14 protein-coding genes are annotated in these 25,025 nt (G+C 38.3%); 12 read left to right on the top strand and 2 right to left on the bottom strand.

What is annotated here, in order from left to right; all coding sequences use genetic code 11:
• Positions 1 to 6 precede the first annotated feature (6 nt).
• From CZ490_RS13580 to CZ490_RS13560, 5 genes are all read left to right on the top strand, one after another.
• Positions 7 to 1,509: an alpha-N-arabinofuranosidase gene (locus tag CZ490_RS13580; RefSeq protein ID WP_077619388.1), complete on the top strand. Its 1,503-nt coding sequence runs from the start codon at positions 7 to 9 to the stop codon at positions 1,507 to 1,509.
• A gap of 3 nt (positions 1,510 to 1,512) precedes the next feature.
• On the top strand, positions 1,513 to 1,776 hold the full coding sequence (locus CZ490_RS13575) for a hypothetical protein (RefSeq protein ID WP_077619387.1): 264 nt from the start codon (positions 1,513 to 1,515) through the stop codon (positions 1,774 to 1,776).
• Positions 1,777 to 2,049: 273 nt separating this feature from the next.
• On the top strand, positions 2,050 to 3,330 hold the full coding sequence (locus tag CZ490_RS13570; protein ID WP_077619386.1) for a Gfo/Idh/MocA family oxidoreductase: 1,281 nt from the start codon (positions 2,050 to 2,052) through the stop codon (positions 3,328 to 3,330).
• Between the two features lie 58 nt (positions 3,331 to 3,388).
• Complete coding sequence (locus CZ490_RS13565) at positions 3,389 to 5,860, top strand: glycosyl hydrolase (protein WP_077619385.1); 2,472 nt, start codon at positions 3,389 to 3,391, stop codon at positions 5,858 to 5,860.
• A 75-nt stretch (positions 5,861 to 5,935) separates the two neighbouring features.
• The gene (locus tag CZ490_RS13560) at positions 5,936 to 8,149 is read left to right on the top strand and encodes a glycoside hydrolase family 88/105 protein (RefSeq protein ID WP_234987235.1); all 2,214 of its coding nucleotides are present in this window, start codon (positions 5,936 to 5,938) and stop codon (positions 8,147 to 8,149) included.
• 46 nt (positions 8,150 to 8,195) lie between these two features.
• Here the strand turns inward: CZ490_RS13560 and CZ490_RS13555 are convergent, their stop codons facing one another.
• Complete coding sequence (locus tag CZ490_RS13555) at positions 8,196 to 9,086, bottom strand: AraC family transcriptional regulator (protein ID WP_077619384.1); 891 nt, start codon at positions 9,084 to 9,086, stop codon at positions 8,196 to 8,198.
• 177 nt (positions 9,087 to 9,263) lie between these two features.
• Between CZ490_RS13555 and CZ490_RS13550 the strand changes: the two genes are divergently transcribed.
• From CZ490_RS13550 to CZ490_RS13520, 7 genes are all read left to right on the top strand, one after another.
• Positions 9,264 to 12,617: a DUF5107 domain-containing protein gene (locus CZ490_RS13550; protein ID WP_077619383.1), complete on the top strand. Its 3,354-nt coding sequence runs from the start codon at positions 9,264 to 9,266 to the stop codon at positions 12,615 to 12,617.
• Entirely contained in the window at positions 12,604 to 14,937 is a 2,334-nt protein-coding gene (locus CZ490_RS13545) for a beta-galactosidase (protein ID WP_077619382.1), read from the top strand. The genes CZ490_RS13550 and CZ490_RS13545 overlap by 14 nt, the downstream gene beginning before the upstream one ends.
• Before the next feature lie 26 nt (positions 14,938 to 14,963).
• Positions 14,964 to 17,774, top strand: coding sequence for a glycoside hydrolase family 2 protein (locus CZ490_RS13540; protein WP_077619381.1), 2,811 nt, complete (start codon positions 14,964 to 14,966; stop codon positions 17,772 to 17,774).
• A gap of 178 nt (positions 17,775 to 17,952) precedes the next feature.
• The gene (locus CZ490_RS13535; protein ID WP_077619380.1) at positions 17,953 to 18,981 is read left to right on the top strand and encodes a glycoside hydrolase family 88/105 protein; all 1,029 of its coding nucleotides are present in this window, start codon (positions 17,953 to 17,955) and stop codon (positions 18,979 to 18,981) included.
• A 91-nt stretch (positions 18,982 to 19,072) separates the two neighbouring features.
• On the top strand, positions 19,073 to 21,154 hold the full coding sequence (locus CZ490_RS13530) for a glycosyl hydrolase 115 family protein (RefSeq protein WP_142255381.1): 2,082 nt from the start codon (positions 19,073 to 19,075) through the stop codon (positions 21,152 to 21,154).
• Positions 21,155 to 21,157: 3 nt separating this feature from the next.
• Positions 21,158 to 21,847 carry a rhamnogalacturonan acetylesterase gene (locus CZ490_RS13525; RefSeq protein ID WP_234987234.1) on the top strand — a complete coding sequence of 230 codons (690 nt, stop codon included), beginning with the start codon at positions 21,158 to 21,160 and terminating at the stop codon, positions 21,845 to 21,847.
• Between the two features lie 39 nt (positions 21,848 to 21,886).
• Positions 21,887 to 23,875: a beta-galactosidase gene (locus CZ490_RS13520; RefSeq protein WP_077619378.1), complete on the top strand. Its 1,989-nt coding sequence runs from the start codon at positions 21,887 to 21,889 to the stop codon at positions 23,873 to 23,875.
• A gap of 46 nt (positions 23,876 to 23,921) precedes the next feature.
• On the opposite strand, the gene CZ490_RS13515 is transcribed toward CZ490_RS13520, so the two are convergent.
• Positions 23,922 to 25,010: a GntR family transcriptional regulator gene (locus CZ490_RS13515; RefSeq protein ID WP_077621064.1), complete on the bottom strand. Its 1,089-nt coding sequence runs from the start codon at positions 25,008 to 25,010 to the stop codon at positions 23,922 to 23,924.
• Positions 25,011 to 25,025 lie beyond the last annotated feature (15 nt).

Here is a 25,025-nt window from a genome sequence, read left to right as displayed (position 1 = left end):
TTTAATATGGGAAAAAAGATTGTGGTAAATACAGACATTCAGCGGGGGAAAATTAATCGAAATATTTACGGTCATTTTGCTGAGCATCTTGGAAGATGTATTTATGAAGGAATTTGGGTGGGGGAAGATTCTTCTATACCAAATACAGAAGGAATCCGTAATGATGTCCTAGCAGCCTTGAAGAATATTAAAATACCAGTGTTACGCTGGCCTGGTGGTTGTTTTGCGGATGAATACCACTGGAAGGATGGAGTAGGACCGAAGGAAAACCGTAAGCGAATGGTAAACACGCATTGGGGCGGTGTTGTCGAAAACAATCATTTCGGAACCCATGAGTTTATGCTTTTATGTGAGTTATTAGAATGTGAGCCTTATATCTGTGGAAATGTAGGGAGTGGCACGGTCCAAGAAATGGCAGAATGGGTAGAATATATGACCTTTGAGGGTGAATCCCCAATGGCAAACTGGCGAAGAGAAAATGGTAGAGAAGAGCCATGGAAGTTAACCTATTTTGGAGTAGGAAACGAAAACTGGGGCTGTGGAGGAAATATGCGTGCCGAGTACTATGCAGATCTTTACCGCCAATACCAAACATACGTCAGAAACTTTAATGGAAACAAACTCTACAAAATTGCTGGTGGTGCAAACTCCAGTGATTATCATTGGACAGAAGTGCTAATGAAAAATGCACACAGAATGATGGATGGACTCAGTCTCCACTATTATACAGTTCCTGGTGAATGGTCAGACAAGGGTTCTGCTACTGACTTCCAAGAAAACGAATGGTTTGTTACGATGAAAAAAGCCTTTCATATGGACGAATTAATTACCAAACACAGTAGTATCATGGATCAATATGACCCTAAAAAACGAGTAGGACTCATTATTGATGAATGGGGTACATGGTTTAACGTTGAAAAAGGTACGAATCCAGGATTCTTGTATCAACAAAACACACTGCGCGATGCGCTTGTAGCGGGTCTTCATTTTAACATCTTCCATAAACATGCTGAACGTGTTCAGATGACAAATATTGCGCAGACTGTTAATGTCCTACAAGCTATGATTCTAACAGAAGGTGAAAAAATGATCCTAACACCAACATATCATGTATTTGATATGTTTAAAGTACATCAAGATGCAGAGCGTTTGGATGTAGATTCATTTTATGGAAACTATGAGTTTGACGGTCAAACGCTTCCTCAGGTTAGTGTATCGGCTTCAAAGAATGATGAAGGAAAAATCCATATCAGTCTTTGTAATATTGATCATGAAAATGGTGCAGAACTTGACTTAGATTTACGTGGGCTAGCACTACAACAAACACGCATGACTGGAACCATTCTCACAGCGGAAAGTATGAATGCACATAATACATTTGATCAACCAGATGAGGTGAAAATAGAGGAGTTCCATGGTGTAACATTTGTAGAAGATAAGCTGAACGTTCAACTACCGGCGAAATCTGTTGTAACGTTAGCCTTTGATTTGACGAGCAGTGGTAACTAACATATGACTTGTAAAGGCTGTTTAGGATCAGTCATTGTTTCAGATGAGGTCATTCAAGAGCTTTTAATTGAAGCAGACGAGGATCCTTCGTTACTTGTAACCAATGAAATCTATGACTCTAGATTAAAGGAATGTGGCAGCTGCCACGCTCTTCAATACGGAACCACTTGTAGGTATGGTGGATTTATCGTGTACTATCAAGCAAAATTTAAACATAAATCCTGTCCGAATCCTGAAAAGATTAAATGGGGGAAGATAGACTATTAAGTGAAAGCAAGCATATCCAAAATTGGGTATGCTTGTTTTTTGTGAGATACGTGACAACCTGTGTAACTTATTCGGTTGTTTAGATATTTTCATCAATAATTAAGTAAATATAGGTGAGTTAAAAAAGTATAAAAAAATCAAAAAATGAATATCCAGTTTTCCGGCTTTTTAAAATTGTCCTATTGTAGTAAATACATGAAGAAACTAATCTAAAAGAAGAGGAACTATTATTTATCTTTAATAAAAATTAAAGTGTGAATGGGGAGATTTGGGATGAAAAAATATGTGTTAATTGGTACAGGAGGAAGAGCGGAATTTTTCTACGGTGCAATTGTAAGGGATTTCAAAGAAACTTGTAAACTAGTGGCTTTTTGTGACTTGAATCAAACGCGTATGGATTATGCAAATCAATTGTTAGAAGAAAGATATAATCACACGAAAATTAATACGTATTTACACACTGATTTTGAAAAGATGATTGAAGAGGAAAAGCCAGATACAGTTATTGTAACAACCGTTGACCGTACACATCATACGTACATTATTAAAGCTTTGGAGTTAGGGTGTGATGTCATTACAGAAAAACCAATGACAATTGATGCCGAGAAATGTCAGGCTATTATTGATGCTGTAAACCGAACTGGACGGGAAGTTAGGGTTGCGTTCAATTATCGCTATGCTCCGCATAATACAAAAATACGGGAACTTATCATGAACGATGTTATTGGCCAAGTCAACTCTGTAAATTTTGAGTGGGCATTAGATACACAGCATGGGGCTGACTACTTCCGAAGATGGCATCGTGATAAGCGAAATAGTGGCGGACTACTTGTACATAAATCTACTCATCATTTTGATTTAGTTAATTTTTGGTTAGGTACTACACCTGAGACAGTATATGCAGCCGGTGGGTTGCGATTTTATGGAAGAGAAAATGCTGAAGCAAGAGGTGTAACACAATTCTATCAACGAGCACATGGAAATAAGTTTGCAAAAGAAGATCCATTTGCAATTGACTTGGAAGGGAATCCACATTTAAAATCCATGTATTTGGATGCTGAGAAAGAAGACGGCTACCAACGGGACCAAAGTGTATTCGGAGATGGAATAAACATAGAAGATACACTCGGTGTAATGGTTACATATAAAAGTAAAGCCATTCTTAACTACTCATTAAATGCATATCTCCCATGGGAGGGGTACATTGTTTCCTTTAATGGAACCAAAGGAAGGATCGAAGTTCGAATTCGTGAACAATCCTACATTAATTCAGGTGGAAGCAAGGATGATGAAGGAAGAGTAAAGGACAAATCAATTGTTGTTATGCCGATGTTTGGTAAGCCTTATGAAGTAGAGGTAGTTGAAGGAAAAGGTGGGCATGGTGGTGGAGATCCTATTCTTCTTCAAGACCTTTTTGGAACCCCAGTTAAAGATGAATTTAATCGTGCTGCTTCACATGTTGATGGTACCATGTCTATTTTAACAGGAATTGCAGGGAATATATCCCTTAATACGGGGCAAGCGGTAAGAGTAGAGGATCTTGTTAACTATTAATTTACTTGCGAGTACATTCATATTTGTGAACGGACTGTAGATTGAGGAGTGTGAAAAAATGCCTAACACATTGAAACAGCAATTTGTACATCCACCAGAGGAGTTTACGCCAATTCCATTTTGGTTTTGGAATGATCATTTAACAAAAGAAGAGATTACGAGACAAATCCACGATTTTTATAATAAAGGTGTAACAGGATTTGTAATTCATCCAAGAATAGGGATTCCCGAGGAAATTGAATACTTGTCAGATTCATTTATGGAATATGTCCAAGCAGCAGTCGAGAAAGCAAAAAGGTTAGACATGACGGTGATTTTGTACGATGAGGCAATGTATCCTTCTGGATCAGCGAAAGGATTTGTAGTTAAAGAGAATCCTGAGTTTGCAAGTAGGGGCCTAAAGATGATCGAGTACCCTCTTGAAAATAAATCTAAGATAAAAATTGGTTTAGCAGAGGGAGAGACATTTGTTTCAGCTCAAGCTGTGAAAAAGACTTCAGTGAGTTCAATAGATTTATCAACATCGCAAGTGTTACGTTTTGAGAATGATCATGTGAGTTTTAGCCCTCCGGATGAGGGGGATTGGATTATTCTCGTTTTTATTGAAACGTACTCGGAAGGTCATATTCGAGGTATTCATTTTGGTGAGGATGACGGTGAAGCGAATGCTCCAGCATCTACTGATCTACTGAATCCAGAGGCCGTGAGGAAATTTATCGAGATCACCCATGACACATATTACAACAAATTGAAGAACTATTTTGGTAGTACAATTATTGCTATGTTCACCGATGAACCCGATATTTTAGGAAGAGGTTCATCAAGAGAGTTAAAGCCTTGGACAAGAGAATTTCTGTCCTTTTATAAAGAGAATGGAAACAAGGAAGTGCAGCTTCCTGCCTTATGGTTTGACGTCGGAGTTGAAACCGAGAATCTTAGGAAAAATTATCGAAAAGCTGTAAATAAGCGATTAACCGAAGCCTACTATAAGCAAATTAGTGACTGGTGTTCGAATCATGGGATTGCTCTAACTGGCCATCCGGAGGCAAGTGATGATATTGGGTTACTCGAACATTTTCAAATCCCTGGTCAGGATGTCGTTTGGCGTTGGGTCGCTCCTGAGGATGGAAAGGCATTGGAAGGTCATCATTCTACAGCTGGTAAATGCTCTGCTGATTCAGCGAGACACAGGGGAAGAAGAAGAAATCTTAATGAGTTTTTGGGAGTTTGTAGTAAGGAAAGCCCCTGGGCTCTTAGTCCTGGTGACATGAAGTGGTATATGGATTGGCTGTTAGTGAGGGGAGTTAATCTCCTTTGTCCACATGCTTTTTATTATTCGATAGATGGACAACGGAGAAGTCACGAGCGTCCACCAGATGTCGGTCCTAATAATTTGTGGTGGCCACATTACAAGCAGTTTGCACAATATATGAAACGATTAAGCTGGTTAATGACGGATAGTACAAATCAAACAGGGGTCGCTGTTTTATCTACCGAAGACCATTTACCATGGAAAATTGCGAAACCACTATTTGAAAACCAAGTGGAATTCAATTATCTGGAGGAATCGTTGTTCTTATCCTCAACTTCAATCGTAGATGGAGTAGTAAACATACAGAATCAATCCTATCAAACTATTATCGTCGAAGATAGCACAAAACTAGATGTATCAGTAATTGATAAGTTAGTAACCTTCATTAGAAGTGGAGGAGAAGTCATCGTTCATAGTGAGAACGAATCAACTTCACCAATTCAAGGCGCGAAGGTCATTCAACAAATCGAACAAGTGGTTAATGCACTTTCCAAGTTGCATCGCAAAGAGGTTGTCATTCATCCTGCCAGCAAAGATATCAGAGTCAGTAAGGTTATAAAAGAAGGAAGGCTATTTTACCTATTGGTGAATGAAGGGGAAAATCATTACAGTGGAACCTTACATCTCAAGGAAGAAGGAACAGTTGAAAAATGGGATGCGTGGACAGGAGAAATCGTGAAACTACAACCTTTTCAGGAAAATAGTAGATTAGCAGTTCCTTTGAATCTCGAACGAAGATCATCAATCGTGTATGCCATTGACACAGCACATGGGACAGAGGGACAGGTCCTTTGTCCCAATGAAGATTTAAAAATTGAGAGAATCCCGATAGAACATGATTGGATTGTTGAAGATAGGTCAGGTAGAGAATTAGAATCCTGGACAAAATGGGATGGGATGGAATCCTTCTCAGGAGAGGTCGTCTATGAAAATCAGTTTGCAATAGAAGATTTAAGTTCAATTGTAAATGTTACTCTTCATTTAGGTGAAGTGTATGAAATCGTAAAGGCATCGATTAATGGAAAAGAAATCGGTGTGAAAATGTGGGCACCGTATTCCTTTGAAGTAAATCCAAAAGATTTAATTAATGGTGTGAACCACCTAACTGTTTATGTCACAAACAGTCGAGCGAATGAAATGGATGATGCACGACTTCCTTCGGGACTACTGGGTCCAGTTTCAATTGAATTAGTCGTAAGGGATGAATTAGGTGCGTAAGAAGTTATAGATAAACGTGTACCGAAAGCCAAAGCCGTAAAAACGAGGTTGAAGGAGTTAAGTATATCTATGTCCATGAATAAGAGTGAAAAAACAATGAGTTCCACATATTTTCATCCGAATAATAGCATTTTTTCAAGGTTCTATCACGATGTAGAGTCGATTGTTGAAGCTATTTCTAGTCGATACATTGGAAGTAATCCACCTCACCCTTTTAAGTTTCGAGCATTTTGTAGAGATGGATTTATACGACAGGAGGATTATCGCTATGTCTTTGATCTCGAACAGCGTTATCCTACCTCAGAGTATGGTCAATTTGTATATGCTTGGTCAAAGTATTGGAGTGATGAGAACAAGGATATTACGTTAAGTGTAACAAGCTTTGGCCCTGTTCAGCTTTATATAAACAATGAATTGGTTTTTAAATCAAGTATAGTTGATGAGTTAGATGCCAAAAGAAAAGCAAATATAGTTGTTCCTGTCCAAGAGGGTTGGAATCACATCATTTTGAGATTTACACATTCCCCAACAGGGTTTGGAGGGATAGTTGGTACAGGAAGATTAAAGAGGTTTCCTTTTCACTTTTTAACACCGTCAGAAGAAAGGTTTGGGCAAGAGGGCTGGATCTATACAGAGCCACTTGATGAGGAGTTAAAAACATTACCATCAGAAGGTGATACTGAATCATCTATGGATGTGAAATGGTATCCGGATTTAAATGTTGAACATGGTCATTTGACTCAACTTAAACGTATATTTGGATTACCAAAAAAGCAGTTTGCGATTGCTTGGACAAAAATTGCGAACCAAAGCCCAATCTTGAAAACTGTTATTCTCGAAGGTGAACATAAAGGAAAGATTGAAGTTGTTCTAAATCATGAGACTGTATACAAATCAAATCAAAGCTCTCGGTTTCAATTGGAACTAACGATTCCGTATGGTCAAAATGACCTAGTGGTTAAAAGTACATGTACTGAAGATGAGTGGGGATTTCAACTAGATAAGAAAAAGGATGAAATAGATATCGAGTTTACCTTACCAGCACCTGTTGAAGGAGCTAGGGATTGTTGGTTATATGTAGGTGCATTTCCAGAAAACTCATCTTTGAATGTAAGTGAAATGTTACGTCTCGATACTTTATTTAACAAAGAAGTAGGTAGCACATATTGGCGTTTAGATATGCCGAACACATGGGTAAGACCGTATTTAGAAAATCCATTGTTTGGAAAATGGGATTATCCGCTTGGAGTAACATTATACGGTCTTCTGGAAACAGGAAGGGTACTAAATCGCAAGGATATTGTTGAATATGCCTTAAAACATATTGAGCAATGTACGTCCTATTATCCATACTCGCTCTGGGACCGCGAGCAGTATGGGGCAGCTGCAATAAACACACAGTTATCTGGAATTGATAGTTTAGATGATTGTGGTTCATTTGGAGCGACCATGCTTACTGCACAAGACCTTCAAGAAATTAAAAATGGTGATAAAGTAGCAGATGATATTGCAGAGCATATAACAAATATACAAGATAGGCTTCCAAATCAGACTTTATATCGTAAGTTTGGAAGTGTCGAGTTTATGAAAGACACAATTTGGTGTGATGACCTTTATATGAGTACACCTTTTCTGTGTAGGTATTACAAAAAAACGGGTGACCTGCGTTATATAGATGATGCTGTAAACCAATTTTTACGATATAAAGAGTTTTTATTTATTCCGGATAAACAAATCATGTCACATGTTTATGATTTTAAATTTAATAAAGCAACATTGGTGCCTTGGGGACGTGGAAATGGCTGGGTCATATTTTCACTGGCTGAATTACTTGAAATATTGCCCGAAGACCATGAAAGTCAAGTAGAACTACGAGCATTCTTTCGTGAATTAGCAAACGGATTCCTAAAACTGCAAGGGAAAAATGGTTTGTGGCATCAAGTGTTAACAGATTCAGAGTCTTATGAGGAATCATCCTGTACATCGATGTTTATCTATGCATTTTCAAAAGGTATTCGTAATGGATGGATAGAAGCACCAGACGCTTACATTAAAGCTGCCTTTAAGGGGTGGGAAGGCCTTTCAAAAAATGCAATTGACCAAAATGGAAATATTTATGGTGTATGCCAGGGATCGGGATATTCGTTTACACCTGAGTACTATAAGCACGATCTTACTTGGATTTTAAATGATACACATGGAATAGGCATTGTCTTACTAGCAGGAATTGAAACGATTAAATTACAAAGATGGCTAGCCCAAAAACACGAAATATCCGTAGCCCAATAACGTGAACAATCATTGGGAAGGATGAGTCTATTTTCAAATAATGGATTCATCCTTTTTTCCTCTTCCGGTATTCAGTAGGAGAACTGCCGTTGATTTTTTTAAAGAGTCTAGAAAAGTAATAAGAGTCGTCTATCCCTAACGAACTAGCTATTTCTTTTACTGTATAATCTGTTATATCAAGTAGTTGACAAGCTCTTTGGAATTTCATTCGTAGAAAATAATCGATAGGTGGATAGCCTGTTTCTTGTTTGAATAGGTATGTTAAATGTTGGATGGATAGACCAGCTACCTTAGCAAGGTCTGATAGTGTGATGGACGAGTCTATTCTATCGTTCATAAATTGAATTGTTTTCTCTAAATAACGTTCTTTTCTTTCCTCTTGGCCAGTGCGTATACTTGCCAAACCAAGTGAACTTAGTAGATATCTCATCGTCTGAGAAGTTTTGATGTGGTGAAGCTTTGAGTATGGCTTATCGGAAAGTGATACAAAACATTGGTCAAACAGTTCAATGAAAGTAACGAAATGGTTGAGTGGTATTTGTAGTGGTCCTTCACTTAAATGAAAACTATTGATAAAAGTTATAACCTCCTCACCCTTTAAATGAAACCAATAAATACTCCAGGGATTTTGTTCATCTGCACCATACCGGTGAGGAGTACCAGCTGGTATCACAACAAACATATGGCTCTTTAGTAAAAAGTTTTTTTCATGATCTACTTCCACCCATCCTTCACCAGCTGCACAATAGATAAGGATATGAGTATCGCAAGCTTCTAGCCGTTCACGGTAATGATATTTCGCCTGTGGGAAGTAACCAATATCAGTAACATATAAGGAACTGATAAGTGGATGATTACTGATATCCTTTAATATATACTCTGGAAGCACAAGTAGCTTCTCTGACTTAAATCCATCCTGTTTTCTAATCATTTTCATTACAGGCCCCCTGAATGAATTGGATATCTCTTTCCAAATTTGGAATAAAGCTATATATATAATGATAATTCTATAGAAAAATCAGAATATAGTCCATCAAAAACAGAATTTCATTTATTGTTTGAAAACGCCCAGAAAGTAAAATTGTAGGTAGCAACAATTAGAGGAGGTATATAAATGAATCGTTCTGTTCGTATATGGAAAGAAAAGCGGGATATCCCAACTTATGGAGTCGGAGAGCCAAATAAGAATCCGATGTTCCTTGAAAAGAGAGTCTACCAAGGGAGCTCGGGAAAGGTATATCCTCACCCTGTTATAGATAAAATCTATGATGATAAGAAGCTCGTAACCTATCAATTAGTTATTCTGGAAAATGAATATGTGCGTATTGAAGTTATGCCTGAAATTGGTGGGAGAATTTATCGTGCACTTGATAAGACGAATAACTATGACTTCGTTTACTATAATCGTGTCATAAAGCCTGCACTTGTTGGGTTATTAGGACCATGGATTTCAGGAGGAATTGAATTTAATTGGCCACAGCACCATCGCCCAACTACATTTGCGCCATTAGAACATCGAATTTCTGAAAATGAAGATGGTAGTGCGACAGTATGGGTAAGTGAAATCGATAGAATGTATGGTACTAAGGTGACAGCAGGCTTTACCTTACATCCTGGGAAGGCGTATTTGGAAATTTCAGCTCAACTCTATAATAGAACACCTGAACCCCAAACGTTTCTTTGGTGGGCAAATCCAGCTGTTGCTGTAAATGATTATACACAATCAGTTTTTCCGCCAGATGTGCATGCTGTAATGGATCATGGGAAGCGTGATGTTTCCAAGTTTCCAATTGCAACAGGTACCTATTATAAACAGGATTATTCTGAAGGAGTAGATATTTCTAAATATAAAAATATCCCAGTTCCGACATCTTATATGGCCTACAAGTCAAAATATAATTTTATTGGCGGTTACGACCATGGCTTGAAAGCAGGTCTGTTGCATGTTGCTAATCAACATATTTCACCAGGGAAAAAGCAATGGACATGGGGAAATGGGGAATTTGGTCAAGCTTGGGACAGGAATTTAACAGATGAAGATGGTCCATATATTGAACTAATGACGGGGGTCTACACGGATAACCAACCAGATTTCTCGTGGCTGCAACCGTATGAGGAAAAGTCGTTTAAGCAATATTTCATGCCCTACAAAAATATAGGAGTTGTCAAAAACGCTTCAATTGATGCCGCCGTTAATGTAGAGGTTGATGAAACGATAAATAAAGCTAAGGTATTCGTTTATGTTACGTCTCTGTTCGAAGAGCTGGTTATCGAATTAAAGGGTAAAAGAGAAACATATATCTATGAAACCACAACAATGTCCCCGACAGACACGTTTCAGACCGAGGTGCAATTAGATCAAGAAGAGCTAGCTCATGATCTATATATATCTGTTAAAGATAATAAAGGGCGCATATTAGTTACCTATCAGCCTGAAGAGAAAAGGGTTGAAGAGATTCCAGATCCAGCAAAGCCACTCCCAATTCCAGAAGAGTTAAAGACAACAGAGGAGTTGTATCTTGCAGGCTTGCACCTAGAGCAATATCGACATGCAACCTTTGCACCTGAAGATTATTATGAAGAAGGGTTGAAACGGGACCCAAAAGATATTCGTATTAATGTAGCGTATGGGACATTGCTAGTACGACGAGGCTTATTTAAAGAGAGTGAAGGATATTTTCAAAATGCCATAAAGTCATTAACGTGGCGCAATCCAAATCCTTATGATTCTGAAGCCTATTATCAGCTTGGAGTAGCACTCAAGTATCAAGGGAAACTAAAAGAAGCCTATGCTAGCTTTTATAAATCAGTTTGGTCTGCTGCATGGCAGGATAGTGGTTATTTCTCTCTGGCACAAATTGACTGTGAAAATAAAGCATATGATACCGCGTTAGTTCATATTGAAAAGGCATTAAACCGTAATACTCGTAATTACAAAGCACGCAACCTTAAAACGGCCTTATTACGAAAGAGTCAGCGTTTACAAGAGGCAATTGAATACGCAGAAGAAACGATTACGTATGATATTGCAGATTTTGGTTCCTATAACGAGCTTTACTTGGCGTTAAAAGAACAAAGTGAAACTGAAAAAGCAGAGGAAATCTTAAAACAGCTTCAACAGTTAATGCGAGGAGATGTTCATAATCATTTACATTTATCTGTAGATTACGCTGAATGTGGACTTTTCGAGGAAGCGATTCAAGTTCTCCAACGTGTAGTAAGAACAGAAGAGGACGCTACCTATCCAATGGTACATTTCAGCTTAGCCTATTTATACGAAAAATGTAAACAAGTAGAGAAGGCTGCTTTTCATAGAGAGAAAGGAAATGCATCATCGCCTGATTACTGTTTTCCAAATTCGTTGTTTGAAATGATTGTATTGGAACAGGTAATCATGAGAAATCCACAGGCTGATAAAGCACATTATTATTTAGGGAACTTATTCTATGATAAAAAAAGGTATTTGGAAGCAGTTACGCATTGGGAAACAGCTAGATCATTAGATTCCCATTTCGCTACTGTCCATCGAAATCTAGGTTTGGCTTATTTTAACGTTCTTGAGGATAAGGAAAGAGCACTGACAGCCTTTGATACTGCATTTACTTGTAATCAATCTGATGCCCGTATGTTATTTGAATTGGATCAATTGTATAAAAAAATAGGTTATACACCTGAAAAACGTTTAAGTCATCTTCAATTACATCTTGGTCTGGTTGAAGAGCGGGATGATTTATTTGTTGAGTACATTACCCTATTAAATACTCTAGGACACTATGAAAAGTCTATTGAATTATTATCTAAACGTACTTTTCACCCTTGGGAAGGCGGGGAAGGGAAAGTAACCGGACAATATGTGCTGGCACATGTTGAACTTGGTAGGAGATATCTAGCAAAAGGAAAATATGAGCAAGCAATTCAATTTCTGCAAAAAGCACTATCGTATCCACATAATCTTGGAGAAGGTAAATTAGCAGGGGCCCAGGAAAACAATATTTATTACTACCTCGGTATGGCTTATGAAGGATTAAATCAAATCGATAGATCGGTTGAATGTTTTACAATTGCATCCTTAGGATTAGAAGAACCTACAAGTGCGATGTACTACTACGACCAACCACCCGAAATGATTTTCTATCAAGGATTAGCTTGGCTTAAGTTGAAGAATGAGAAGGAAGCGAAACGCAGATTTAATAAACTAGTTGATTATGCAGATAAACATTTATTTGATGATGTAATCCTAGATTATTTTGCAGTTTCCCTACCCGATTTCCTCGTCTTTGAGGATGACCTTACTAAACGAAACAGAGTTCATTGTTATTTTATGAAAGCGCTTGGCTTATTGGGGCTTAATAAAGTCAATAACGCTCTAGAGCATTTTAATCAAGCTTTATCCCTTGACCCAAATCATCAAGGAGCAATGATTCATAAATCATTAATTAAGGAGAAAATTTCTCATGAGAGAGTATAGCATTGATGTCAAAAAAACAGAAAAGGAGATATACCCTCTTAATACAAAGTTAGGTGGTTCAAATGAAATAGGGGAAAGTTATCGCTTAACGAACTATTATATAGAAAAAAATGGTCGTCCTTTTTTCGGTATATGCGGTGAGTTTCATTACAGCAGATATAACTGTGATAATTGGGAAGATGAGATTATCAAAATGAAATTGGGCGGTATTAATATTATCCCAACCTATGTTTTTTGGAATCATCATGAAGAGGAGCAAGGAGTCTTTGATTGGAATGGGAATAAAAACCTCAGAAGATTTGTCTCACTTTGTGGCAAGCATGGTTTGAGTGTGATAGTAAGAATTGGTCCTTTTTCCCATGGTGAGGCAAGGAATGGCGGGATTCCAGACTGGCTTTTTGGGAGACCTTTTGAGCTTCGTTCAAATGATCAAGAGTACTTATCCTATGTAGAGAGATTTTATCAAGAAATTGGTAAGCAGGTGCAAGGCTTGCTCTTTAAAGATGGCGGTCCAATCATTGGAACCCAGATAGAAAATGAGTATGAACATGCAGGTGCTCCTTGGGAAATAACAACTGGAACGAGTAATGAATGGGTATCGGCAGGTAGGGACGGAGATGTTCATATTATTAGACTAAAGGAGCTAGCAAACAAAGCTGGAATCCAAACTCCAATTTACACCAGTACTGGATGGGGAGGAGCAGTAGCACCAGTTGATGAAGTCCTGCCGTTATGGGGAGGATACGCATTTTGGCCATGGATTTTCTATGGAGATGCGAAAGAGCACCCTGCTACACCCGAATTTATTTTTAGAGACTATCATAATGACCAACAGAAAAACGATGGATTTGAACCTCCATATCGTCGTGAGAGTCTACCATTTGCTTGCTGTGAGATGGGGGGAGGAATGACAGTCTTCTATAAATATAGATTCAAGCTACCCTATGAAAGTGTTGATGCCATGGCAGAGATGAAGGTAGCTGGTGGATGTAATTTTGTTGGTTACTATGTTTTTCACGGTGGCACAAATCCCAAGGGTAAAAAGACAGCTTACTTAAATGAGAATGCTACACCTAAACTATCGTATGACTATCAAGCTCCAATTGGAGAGTTCGGGCAAGTAAGAGATTCCTATAAGAGGTTGAAGCGTCAACATTACTTTTATAAAACAGTGGAGGAAAGCTTTTGCAAAACAAAAACACTCCTCCCAAACGATACACAGAATATGGACCCATATGATATTGAAACGGTAAGGTTTGCGGTTAGAGCACATAAAGATTCAGGTTATGTCTTTATTAATAATTATCAGGACCATGTTGAAACAAAGGACCAAAACGACTTTGCCATTAACGTTAACCTAGTGAATGAAGAAATACGTCTTCCAAAATCAGGGGGTATATCGTTAGCGAAGGATGAGTGTTGTATCCTTCCTTTTAACCTAGACCTGCAGGGACTACATCTTAAATATTCAACGACACAATTACTTACAAGCATAGAAAATGATGGTGAGGCATACTTTTTCTTCTTTACTCCAAAAGGAATGAAGGGTGAGTATTACTTTGATAGTGATGCTATCCAAACAGTAAGTGTAGATAACGGGAATATTATCAATGATGAAAATCTATTGATTCAAGTAAGTGATGAAGAGATAAGTCTAGCTGATATTACATTAAAATCGGGCAAGAGGCTTCATATTTGTACGCTAACACATGAACAAAGCTTAAATTTTTGGAAATTTGAATGGAAAGGAAAAGAACAAATTTTCATTACGAATGCAACCTTGCTAGTAGACGAAGAAAGAGTAAGGCTGGAAAGCGAAGGTCTAGATACGATTGAATTAAAATCATTCCCTAGCTTTAAAGAAACAATAAAAATCGGCGGAGAAGAGATTTCTAGTGATAATGGTAATGTCTTGTTTCGGGAATTTAAGAAAATGATAAGTATAGTTCCAAATGAATTAGAGATTAAGAGAGTCAATCAAAATAAAGCAGTAATTCATTTTGAACCCGAGGCTTTCGAAGGTGTAAAAGAGCTCCTCCTTCAAATAGAATATGTTGGAGATATTGGGTATGCGTTTATTGATGGCGAGCTAATTCATGATAATTTTTGTAACAATGCTACATGGGAAATTGGCCTAACTCAGCATAAAAAAGATTTATTAGAAAAAGGAATGTATCTTTATATATCTCCATTAAAGGATGGAAACTTCGTCAAGAGTGATTCACCAATGGCAGCAAGAGCCGAAGTGGTTAATAAACAAATTGCTGAAATTAAATCAATAAAGGTCTCAGCTATTCGCGAATTTGAGATAGAGGTGTGATTAAGTAAAAATGTGGAGGGAATAGAATGCTCAATACGCTAAAAGTAGATACGAGAAGACGGCTCAATTTAAATGGAGAATGGAGCTTTACGTTAGATCCGGAGAAAAAATATTCTGAAAGTGATATCGCTAGTTCTCTAGAGAAATCCATGATAAACGTGCCTGGCTCATGGGAGGAGCAAGGATTTGGAAAACCATCTACACATAATCCAATAGGAACTTGGAAAAAGCTGCATGAGTACGTAGGTACAGCATGGTATTCCAGAGACGTGTTTATTCCTGAAGATTGCAACAATCAATTCATAAAACTAGTCATATCTGGAGTTCGGTGGATGACGAAGGTATGGGTTAATGGTCAACTTGCTGGAGAAGGCGAAAGTCTCGTAAGTGATCATGTCTTTGATGTGACTGAATTCATAAAAATGGGTGAATCAAATAGTATCGTAATTTATGTTAACAATGAAATGAAATACCCTCTTCATGATAGTCATATTCATTCATATCATACCGCAACGAATTGGGGTGGAATTACAGGTGGCGTTTCTCTGGAGGTACTTCCTAAAATAAATATTCAGGATGTTAGGATATTCCCGCGGCCAGAGAAAAAATACATCGATGTAGAAATAAGGATAAAAAATAGTCAGTTGCTAAGTACAGACAGCCACTTGTCTATCCAGATTCTTAAAAAGGATGGCGTGGTTGTTCATGAAACTCAGCAACCAATCGATACTTCCCATGACATGCAAAAACTTACAATCGACCTTTGGGAGGATTATATGTGTTGGGACGACCGAAACCCTTATCTCTATCATCTAAATGCTACAATTATTCATTCGCAAGGTAAAATTGATCAGCAATTGCGTACCCTTGGAATCCGATCAATAGTGGCGAAGGGTAAACAAATTCTATTAAATGGTGCACCAAAATTTTTAAGGGGCTACGTAGATTGTTGTATTTTTCCGCAAACAGGTTATCCAAGCTGGAAAAAGGAAGATTATAGCAAGCAATTTAAAACCGTTAAGCAATACGGTTTCAATCATGTCAGATTACATGGATGGACACCACCAAAACCGTTCTGGGAAGCTGCTGATGAGGAAGGCATGTTAGTACAAACAGAGCTGCCACATTGGTCTGCGATATATAAGAACAGGGCAAAGGAACCTGATAAGGATGTACATGACTTCCTAACTAGAGAGTTATATCGAGTCGTTGAATCATTAAATGAGCATCCATCATTTGTATTACTTTCACCAGGGAATGAATTAATTAGTCCACAAGGACATGAAGCATTAAATGAAATGGTGAAGTTATGCAGGACACTAGATTCAACAAGATTATATACTGATAATACAGGATTTGGACGTCTTCCAGCACATGATCGTGAAGGTGATTTTTTTATTCCATCATTAAATGCTCACCCTCCATTGAATAATAATTTCGCTGGGACACCTAACACCTTCGAGGATTATAATGTCGTAACCATGCAAGAGGAAAGACCAATACTGGCACATGAGCATGGTCAATTCACGATGTATGTCAGACCACAAGAGGCGGATAAATACAAAGGTGTTTTACGTCCGCACTGGTTAGAAACAACAATGGCAACATTAGAAAAGAAAGGGAAACTAGGGCGGATTGACGAATTTATCGAAGCCTCAGGGACCTTGCAGAAAAGAGCTTATAAGGAAAATATTGAAAGAGCGAGAAGAACATCTGGTTTATCAGGTATTCAATTATTAGATATACGAGATTTTCCTGGCCAAGGTCATGCAACGACAGGGGTTCTGGATGTGTTCTGGGACAATAAAGGAACAATTTCTCCTGAACAATTCCGTTCCTTTAATGATGAAGTTGTGGTCTTAATGAGATCATTAAATAGAACACATTACGCGGGGGAAAAACTTCGAGTAACCATAGACGTTTCGAATTATAGTGCTGATTCATTTCAGAACAGTAAGCTGATATGGGAATTAGCAGATAATCAAAAAATTCTCCAATCTGGAACGATTCCAGTTGCTTCAATTGCTCCAGGGAATGTCAGCCCAATTGGAATAGTTGAAGTGGATACACCTGCTGATTGTAGTTTATCACTGACTTTAGTTGTTAAGCTTGTAGCAGAAGGCAAAACTGTAGAAAATGAATGGGAATTTTGGACATACAAAAGACCAATACTTCATAAGGCTGCAAGTAGAATTTGGACAGACGTTTCTAAGCTTGGAATCTCACTCTATGGAGCAAGGTTTACCGGAAAGATAGGCTTTGAGGGCTTTAGCTACAAAGAGGAATCTGATATCGATCTAGCAATATCCGATCATCTATCAACGGAACTTTTACAATTTTTACTTGATGGTGGGAAGGCCTGGATTATTGCTGAGGAAGGAAATCAGTTTGACGAAGTAAAAACTAGGTTTCTCCCAATCTTTTGGAATTATATTTGGTTCCCAGCACAAATTGGTACAACAATGGGTATGATCATTCACGATCATCCGTCACTTAACGGCTTCCCACATGATGGACGTTCAAATTGGAATTGGTTCCATTTAGTGGACAGAGCAACAGCTATTAATTTAGAAACAGTTCCACAAATAAACCCGATTGTGGAAGTAATCGATAACCACAACCGTGGAAAGCAGTTAGCCTATTCATTTGAGGTGAAGGTAGGAGAAGGTAAACTATTCGTTTCTACGTTCAAGATTCTAGAAAACCTGAAACGACCTGAGGTAGAGTTCCTTCTGCATGAGAATATCCATTATCTTATGAGTGATCAGTTTAACCCGGCTGCAGAAGTTACTGTAGGCGAACTGCTTGGGTTGTTTAAATTAAAAGGGAAATGGTAGGTAAGTTAAGGATCATTAATTGTTAGGAAGTCCCAAAGAAATTGTTTCTTTGGGACGTTTTAGTTATTAAGAAAACACTGTTTTTTGATTATAAAAATCTGAATTTTGCATTTATCCAGTGAAATCGTTTCCATATAATTAAGATGAGGCTTATTGTAAACAAATGAGGAGGATTAATATGCCACAGCTAGTACTTGAAGAAAATAAAATTAGTCAAGCAATTGACCAGGTTGTTGAACGGACGATGAATATGGACTTTAGCTGGGATTGGCCAGGAGGGGTTGCATTTTATGGAATTGCTACAGCTTATGAAGCAACCGGTGAGGATAAATATTTACAATACATAAAGAAATGGGTAGATGAGGAACTAGAGGATGGTCTTCCACAATTAACTGTGAATGCTTCATCAATTGGTCACATTCTTCTAACCTTATATAAAGCAACGAACGAAGAAAAGTATATTGAAAATGCGATAAAAATGGCTGACTTTTTACTACATGATGCAGAGCGTTTCGATGATGGTGTATTGCAGCATACGGTAAATGGAGATAAATATCAGTTTCCTGAACAAGCTTGGGTAGACACGATGTTTATGGCCGGCTATTTTCTATTACGAATTGGTCATTTGTTAGAGAGAGAAGACTATTTTCAATTTGGATTAAAGCAGTATCATGGTCATGAAAAATTCCTACAAGATGACGACACCAATCTTTATTACCATGGATGGGATAATCTAGCTCAAAATCATATGTCTGGAATCTTTTGGGCAAGAGGTAATGGTTGGGCAGCTTACACGATGGCAAGAGCTCTAGAGTATATTGAGGTTCAGGATCCATCGTACATGATTATTGCTGATTCATTGCGTGACCAATTAAGTACCTTGGTTCGATTACAATCAGAAACAGGACTTTGGCATACGATTGTGGATGATCAAACGTCTTATCTTGAAACATCTGGATCTGCAGGGATTGCTGCTGCACTCCTTACCAGAGGGAAATTATATAACAAATACGTTCAAAGATCGATACATGGAATACTTGGAAAAATAAAAGAAGATGGTTCTGTGATGGGAGTATCATCCGGAACTGCAGTTATGCATGATGCCGATGGTTATAAGGGGGTTCCTTTTAAACGTGTACAGGGATGGGGACAAGGCTTAACGTTAGCTTTTCTATCACAATTAATAAAAAAAGAAAATACGCTTTAATTGACTAGCCTGTGGGAATTAATCCTCACAGGCCATTTGAATAACTAGGTTATGAGTTTGCTAAAGTTTCAATATGAAAGAAGGAGAGAAGATGGAGTATACATATGTAGTGATAGATAAGAACTCAGTCCTTTCCATACCCGAACAGGTAACAACTCCAGTACAGCATGCCCTAGATATGATTAGTAGAGACCATCAAAAGGTATTCGGAGAAATGCCAACATGCAAAACAGTAAATTGTGAAAATGTAGATATTGTGATTCGCTATGCAGAGAATGAAGCGGAATGTCTTGAGAGACCAGAAGCCTTTAGTTTTCGTTTTGAAGAGGTGAATGGAAGGTCGACACTTCATATAATTGGATATGACGATTTAGGAATCATATATGGATTACTTCATTATAGTGAAACGTATTTAGGGGTAGATCCATTTTGGTTTTGGGCGGATATACCGGTAAAACCTAAACAGAACATACAAATACCAACAGTAGACTATAACTCTGTCGGAAGAAAAGTCAAATATCGTGGTTGGTTTGTAAATGATGAGGTTTGTCTGATTGGTTGGAAAGATGATTATCCTCCAACAAAGGAAGTTTGGTATCCCGTATTTGAAGCGTTACTAAGAAGTGGTGGAAATATGGTCATTCCAGGAACAGACCTTCCGAGGCATGGTATTCATGCGGAGTTAGCAGCTGAAATGGGGTTATGGGTAACTCATCATCATGCTGAACCTCTAGGTGCCGAGATGTTTTTGCGATCGTACCCTTATAAAACGCCAAGTTATCGAGAACATCCAGAACTATTTGAAACATTATGGGAAGAAGCGATTCAAAAACAAAAAGGCGATAAGATTGTGTGGGTTTTATCATTTCGAGGGCAAGGGGATGCACCGTTCTGGTTATATGACCCACAATTTGATACCCCGGAAAAACGAGGTGCGATGATCTCAAAGGTAGTGAAAAGGCAATATGAGATGGTACGTAAAGCTGTTAAAGAACCAGTGTGCTGTATGGCGCTATATGGAGAGATAGCTGAGCTTTACAAGTCTGGTCATATTGATGTTCCTGATGACATTATTAAAATATGGGCTGATAATGGCTACGGGAAAATGGTATCACGACGTCAGGGAAATGAGAATATGAGAATCCCAGCCTTGCCAACAGAACAAGATACAGGAGAACACGGTATTTATTATCATGTTACGTTTCATGATCTCCAGGCATCTAATCATTTGACGATGTTTCCATCTCCGCCTATCTTAATCAAAGAAGAAGTGGAAAACGCCTTCTCTAAAGGAGCGCACTCTTATTTGTTGTTGAATAGTGGAAACATACGCCCACATCTCTATACATTAGATTTAATTAGTGAACTCTGGAATACCGGATATGTAGACATAGAAGAACATATTCATACATTTGTGAAACGTCTTTATTCGTCGAATTCAAAGGAGATTATCAACCTATACAAAAGCTACTTTGAAAGAACTATTCCTTACGGTGTACATCTCGATGATCGAGCAGGAGAGGAATTTTACCATCATAATGCTAGAAGAATTATTGGGCAATGGTTACAAGGGAAATCAAACGAATCTGAACCAAAACTATTTTGGGCAACAGGTGATCTACCCTTTTTAGAACAGGTTCAGTGGTTTAAAGAAAAGTGTGAGGCTGCTTTGGTTGGATGGGAAGAGCTTTTAAAGGAATGCCTGGAACTAGTACCACAACTAACTAAAGAAGATCAAACACGATTCTATGATCAATTTATTTTACAAGTGGAGTTGCATCTGTCTGGCTGTAAAGGATTTGAGAAACTATGTCGAGCATACGAGGCCTACCACCAAAGCCAGTATCCCTTGGCATTTGTTTACCTGTCACAAGTAATAGACGAATATAAAATTGGACAACAAGCATTCCAACGTGCGGAGCATGGAAAGTGGAAAAACTTTTACCGTGCGGACTGGTTAACGAATATAGAGAGTACGATATACTCTCTTGATACAGCTCGAAAGTTTGTACGTATGCATGGTGACAGTCCACATTTCTTTTTGTGGTACAAGGAATACCTCATGCCTGAAACAGAAAAGCATATTTACTTAGAGAATACCCATCGTAATCCATTATCAGACGATGAGTTAGCCATTCAACTAGCGGAAATATTTCTTGATAAGGGGGAGTGAACAGTGAATGAACATACAGTAACCGATGTGACCAATCTTTTTTTAGCAGGAGATTCAACAGTTGCAAGTTGTCCAAAATATGAGGCACCAATGGCTGGTTGGGGACAATTGTTTCAATCCTTTTTTACAGAGAAGGTGAAGGTTCATAACTTTGCAAAGGGTGGTGCAAGTACAAATACGTTTATGGAACAGGGCTATTTAGACACCATCCTTCATTTCATCAAACCGAATGATTATTTATTTATTCAATTTGGCCATAATGACCAAAAGTCATTTGGAACTGAACCGTTTACCACATATCAATCCAATTTAGCTCAGTACGTTGAGGGAGCCAGGGAAAAAGGTGCAATTCCTGTTTTGGTTACGTCTGTACACCGGAGAACATTTGATGAGCAAGGGAAGATTGTAAATAGTCTAGGTGATTTTCCGGAGGCGATGATTGGGTTAGCTGAAAAACTCGATGTCCAACTTATTAATCTATGGGAAAAAACAAAAACATTATATGAAGAGTTGGGTCCTGAAGGTTCCAAACAACTATTTACCATGTTTGAGCCAAACCAAAATCCCAATTATCCGGATGGAATACAGGATAACACTCATTTTTGTGAACATGGTGCAAAGGCTGTCGGAAGCCTCGTTATTGAAGGTATTAAGGAACTAAAGCTACCTATCAGGTCTTTCATAAAAGAATAGTTTTATAGATATAAAATACTAGTTGAGGTGATGAGAATTATGAGCAAGAAATTATATCATGGCGTCGCGTATTATCCTGAACTATGGAATGAGTCCGTAATTGCAGAAGATATTAGATTAATGAAACAAACAGGTATTAATGTTGTCAGAATCGGAGAATTTGCATGGTCTAAGATGGAGCCGGTGGAAGGAGAATTTGACCTGAGTTTCTTCGTGAATATCATTGAACAACTCCATGAAAATGGGATAGAAATCGTGATGTGCACACCAACGCCTACTCCTCCAATTTGGTTTAGTCATGGACATCCTGAACGAATGTATGTTGATCGAGACGGAAAGGTGATGGGGCACGGGTCAAGACAGCACCCATGTACGAACCATCCATATTTCCGGGAAAGAGCAGCACTCATTACTGAAAATCTAGCAAAAGCTGTTGGGAGCCTCCCGGGAGTTATTGGATGGCAACTCGATAATGAGTTTAAATGCCATGTGAGTGAATGTATGTGTCCAACTTGTAAGGAACAGTGGCATATTTGGTTAAAGGAACGCTATGAAACCATTGAAAACTTAAATGAGGCATGGGGAGCTGACATTTGGAGTGAGGCTTATCTGAGCTTTGAACAAGTGCCTCAGCCAGGACCGGCACCATTTTTGCACAATTCATCATTAAGCACAATGTACCAGCTCTTCTCGATGGAGAAAATAGCTGAGTTTGCTGATGAACAGGCTGAAATTATTAGAAAGTACTCGAAATCTCCGATCACCCATAACAGCACTGTTTTCTTTGATGTTGATAATGAACGTCTATTTGAAAACTTAGATTTTGCATCATTTGATACATATGCAATGATTGACAATTTTCAAAATTACCTTATGCTCCATGATTTATATAGAAATTTTAAAAAGGGAACGAACCATTGGGTAATGGAGACAAGCCCGTCATATGCAGCATCATTAGCAAGCCATGCTACTCCACATCCAAATGGTTATTTGAAGGCAGAGGCAGTAGCTGCATATGCACTAGGGGCAGAGGCCTTTTGTTATTGGCTTTGGAGACAACAGCGTGCAGGCTGCGAACAGCCACATGGCTCTGTTATAAGTGCATGGGGTAAACCGACTGTCGGGTATGAAAATGTTCTAGAAGTAGAAGAAATGAGAAAAGAAATTGAAGAAATTATCGTGTCAACAGAACCTTCTCAAGCAGAACTAGCCATTACCTATTCTGACAAAGGCGATGTGTTCATGAAGACTGAGCCTCACCGGGGGCTGAGTTATCGTGCGTTACTTGGAGACTTTTATAAGCGGGTCGTAAATATGGGGATTCATCGAGATTTACTGCCTGAAGGGGCAAGTTTAGATGGATATAAACTATTATTTACACCATTTCTACACCATCTATCTTCCGAATATATTGAGCGTGCGCAGAAATTTGTTGAGAATGGTGGAATTTGGATTGTGGGTCCACTAACAGGTGGACGTACCGAGAACCATACAATTCATACGGATCGAGCATTAGGTCAGCTTGAAGAGCTTACTGGAGTTAATGTGCTCTATACCTATCCGATGGACGGGACTGGAAGTATCGGTCGTGCCTTTGATGTCTCTGCACCATTAGGTTTATGGAGTTCAGTCTTCGAATCCGAAGACAATACATCAATTGGAACTATAGAAGAAGGGTTATCACAAGGGAAATCATTCATAACAGAGCATTCTTTAGGGGCTGGAAAGATTGTTATGCTTGGGTCCTTACCTATGGAGGAGGCTGGAGACCTACTTCTTCAAAAGCTAATCAACCATTACTCACAAGAAGCAAATGTTACTATAAAATCAGATGTAACAGAAGGAACCATTGTCGCTCCAAGACAAGGTGACGGCTTTAATGTATGGTTTATCATCAATATGGACGGTAACGCTGGTTCAGTGACAATTCCTGAGTCTGCTGTTGATCTAAAGACAAACAGTGTAGTGAGTCCCGGAAAGCTTGAACTTGATCCGTTTGAATATAAGATAATAAAAATAGGAGAGTAAAAAAGAGAAGCAACGTCTCATACAGGCGTTGCTTTTCTTCTTGATACTAATGGTTTTCAACTTTTTTAACTGTTTCTCCCTCAATTAACAGCGGTTCATAAAGTGTTTCTTTTGGTAAGTCTTTTTTACCTTGTAATTTCTTAATAATCCAATCAGCAGCATCTCGACCCATCTGTTCTTGAGGATGTGTTAAAGTAGTCAGTTTGACATTAGCATTTTGGGCGATATACGAATTGTCTTGACCTATAATTGATAATTTGTCCGGCACCTGGATTTCTAGTTGTCTGCATACATTTAATACTTCTAACCCGACCTCATCGTTATAGCAAACAATGGCTGACAACACATCTCTGTTTTCATTCAAGAATTTCTTCAAATCATTTGATAAGTCTGGTTTCGTTTCAGTATTGTACGAAAACACTTGCTCTTGTTGAAACCGTAACTTGGCATCTCCAAGTGCTTTTATGTACCCCTTCATACGGTATTTCCCCTGTAAATCGTCTGTTTTTGAGATTAGCCCAATTTGTTTATGTCCTTTCGAAATCAATTCATTTGTTGCTAAATAGCTAGATTTTACATCATCAAGGCAAAGGAAAGGGGCGTCTAATTCTTCGTAATAGGCATTGATCATAATGAATGGGATATCTTGCTCCTTAAAGGAAAGGTAGTAGGCAATATTCGGGTTGTACAGATTACTCTTAGTAGGTTCAACAATTAAGCCGTCTACCCCGAAGGATAACATCATTTCTAATGCTTTTTTTTCTTGTTCCACATCGTTATTTGTACTCGCTAATAGTAAAGAATAATTATCCTCATTTAATCTTCGTTCAATTCCACGAATGATTGAGGGGAATATATAGTCGGAAATATAGGTGGTAATGACACCGATTATTTTCTTTTTGGTCGTTCCTCCTGATGAGCGAAATTGATTACTAACATAGGTCCCAGAACCTTTTTCACTTCGTAAGAAACCTTCATTCGAAAGTTCTAAAATCGCTTTTCTGACTGTGTGTCGGCTAACATTGTATGTTTCTTGAAGAGTGAATTCAGTTGGGATCTGTTCTCCAACGATGTAATCTCCTGATAGAATCTTACTTTTTATATCTTCTATGATGACTTGATATTTTGGTTTCATATCCTCACTGCTTTC

The organism is Litchfieldia sinesaloumensis (genome assembly GCF_900156865.1).
Classification (GTDB): domain Bacteria; phylum Bacillota; class Bacilli; order Bacillales; family Bacillaceae_L; genus Ferdinandcohnia; species Ferdinandcohnia sinesaloumensis.
This window is presented reverse-complemented; position numbering and strand designations above follow the sequence as displayed.

Excerpts from the sequence above, each read along its gene's own strand:
- CZ490_RS13580 (WP_077619388.1), top strand. The coding sequence starts at position 7 with ATGGGAAAAAAGATTGTGGTAAATACAGACATTCAGCGGGGGAAAATT.
- CZ490_RS13575 (WP_077619387.1), top strand. The coding sequence starts at position 1,513 with ATGACTTGTAAAGGCTGTTTAGGATCAGTCATTGTTTCAGATGAGGTC.
- CZ490_RS13570 (WP_077619386.1), top strand. The coding sequence starts at position 2,050 with ATGAAAAAATATGTGTTAATTGGTACAGGAGGAAGAGCGGAATTTTTC.
- CZ490_RS13565 (WP_077619385.1), top strand. The coding sequence starts at position 3,389 with ATGCCTAACACATTGAAACAGCAATTTGTACATCCACCAGAGGAGTTT.
- CZ490_RS13560 (WP_234987235.1), top strand. The coding sequence starts at position 5,936 with ATGAATAAGAGTGAAAAAACAATGAGTTCCACATATTTTCATCCGAAT.
- CZ490_RS13555 (WP_077619384.1), bottom strand. The coding sequence starts at position 9,086 with ATGAAAATGATTAGAAAACAGGATGGATTTAAGTCAGAGAAGCTACTT.
- CZ490_RS13550 (WP_077619383.1), top strand. The coding sequence starts at position 9,264 with ATGAATCGTTCTGTTCGTATATGGAAAGAAAAGCGGGATATCCCAACT.
- CZ490_RS13545 (WP_077619382.1), top strand. The coding sequence starts at position 12,604 with ATGAGAGAGTATAGCATTGATGTCAAAAAAACAGAAAAGGAGATATAC.
- CZ490_RS13540 (WP_077619381.1), top strand. The coding sequence starts at position 14,964 with ATGCTCAATACGCTAAAAGTAGATACGAGAAGACGGCTCAATTTAAAT.
- CZ490_RS13535 (WP_077619380.1), top strand. The coding sequence starts at position 17,953 with ATGCCACAGCTAGTACTTGAAGAAAATAAAATTAGTCAAGCAATTGAC.
- CZ490_RS13530 (WP_142255381.1), top strand. The coding sequence starts at position 19,073 with ATGGAGTATACATATGTAGTGATAGATAAGAACTCAGTCCTTTCCATA.
- CZ490_RS13520 (WP_077619378.1), top strand. The coding sequence starts at position 21,887 with ATGAGCAAGAAATTATATCATGGCGTCGCGTATTATCCTGAACTATGG.
- CZ490_RS13515 (WP_077621064.1), bottom strand. The coding sequence starts at position 25,010 with ATGAAACCAAAATATCAAGTCATCATAGAAGATATAAAAAGTAAGATT.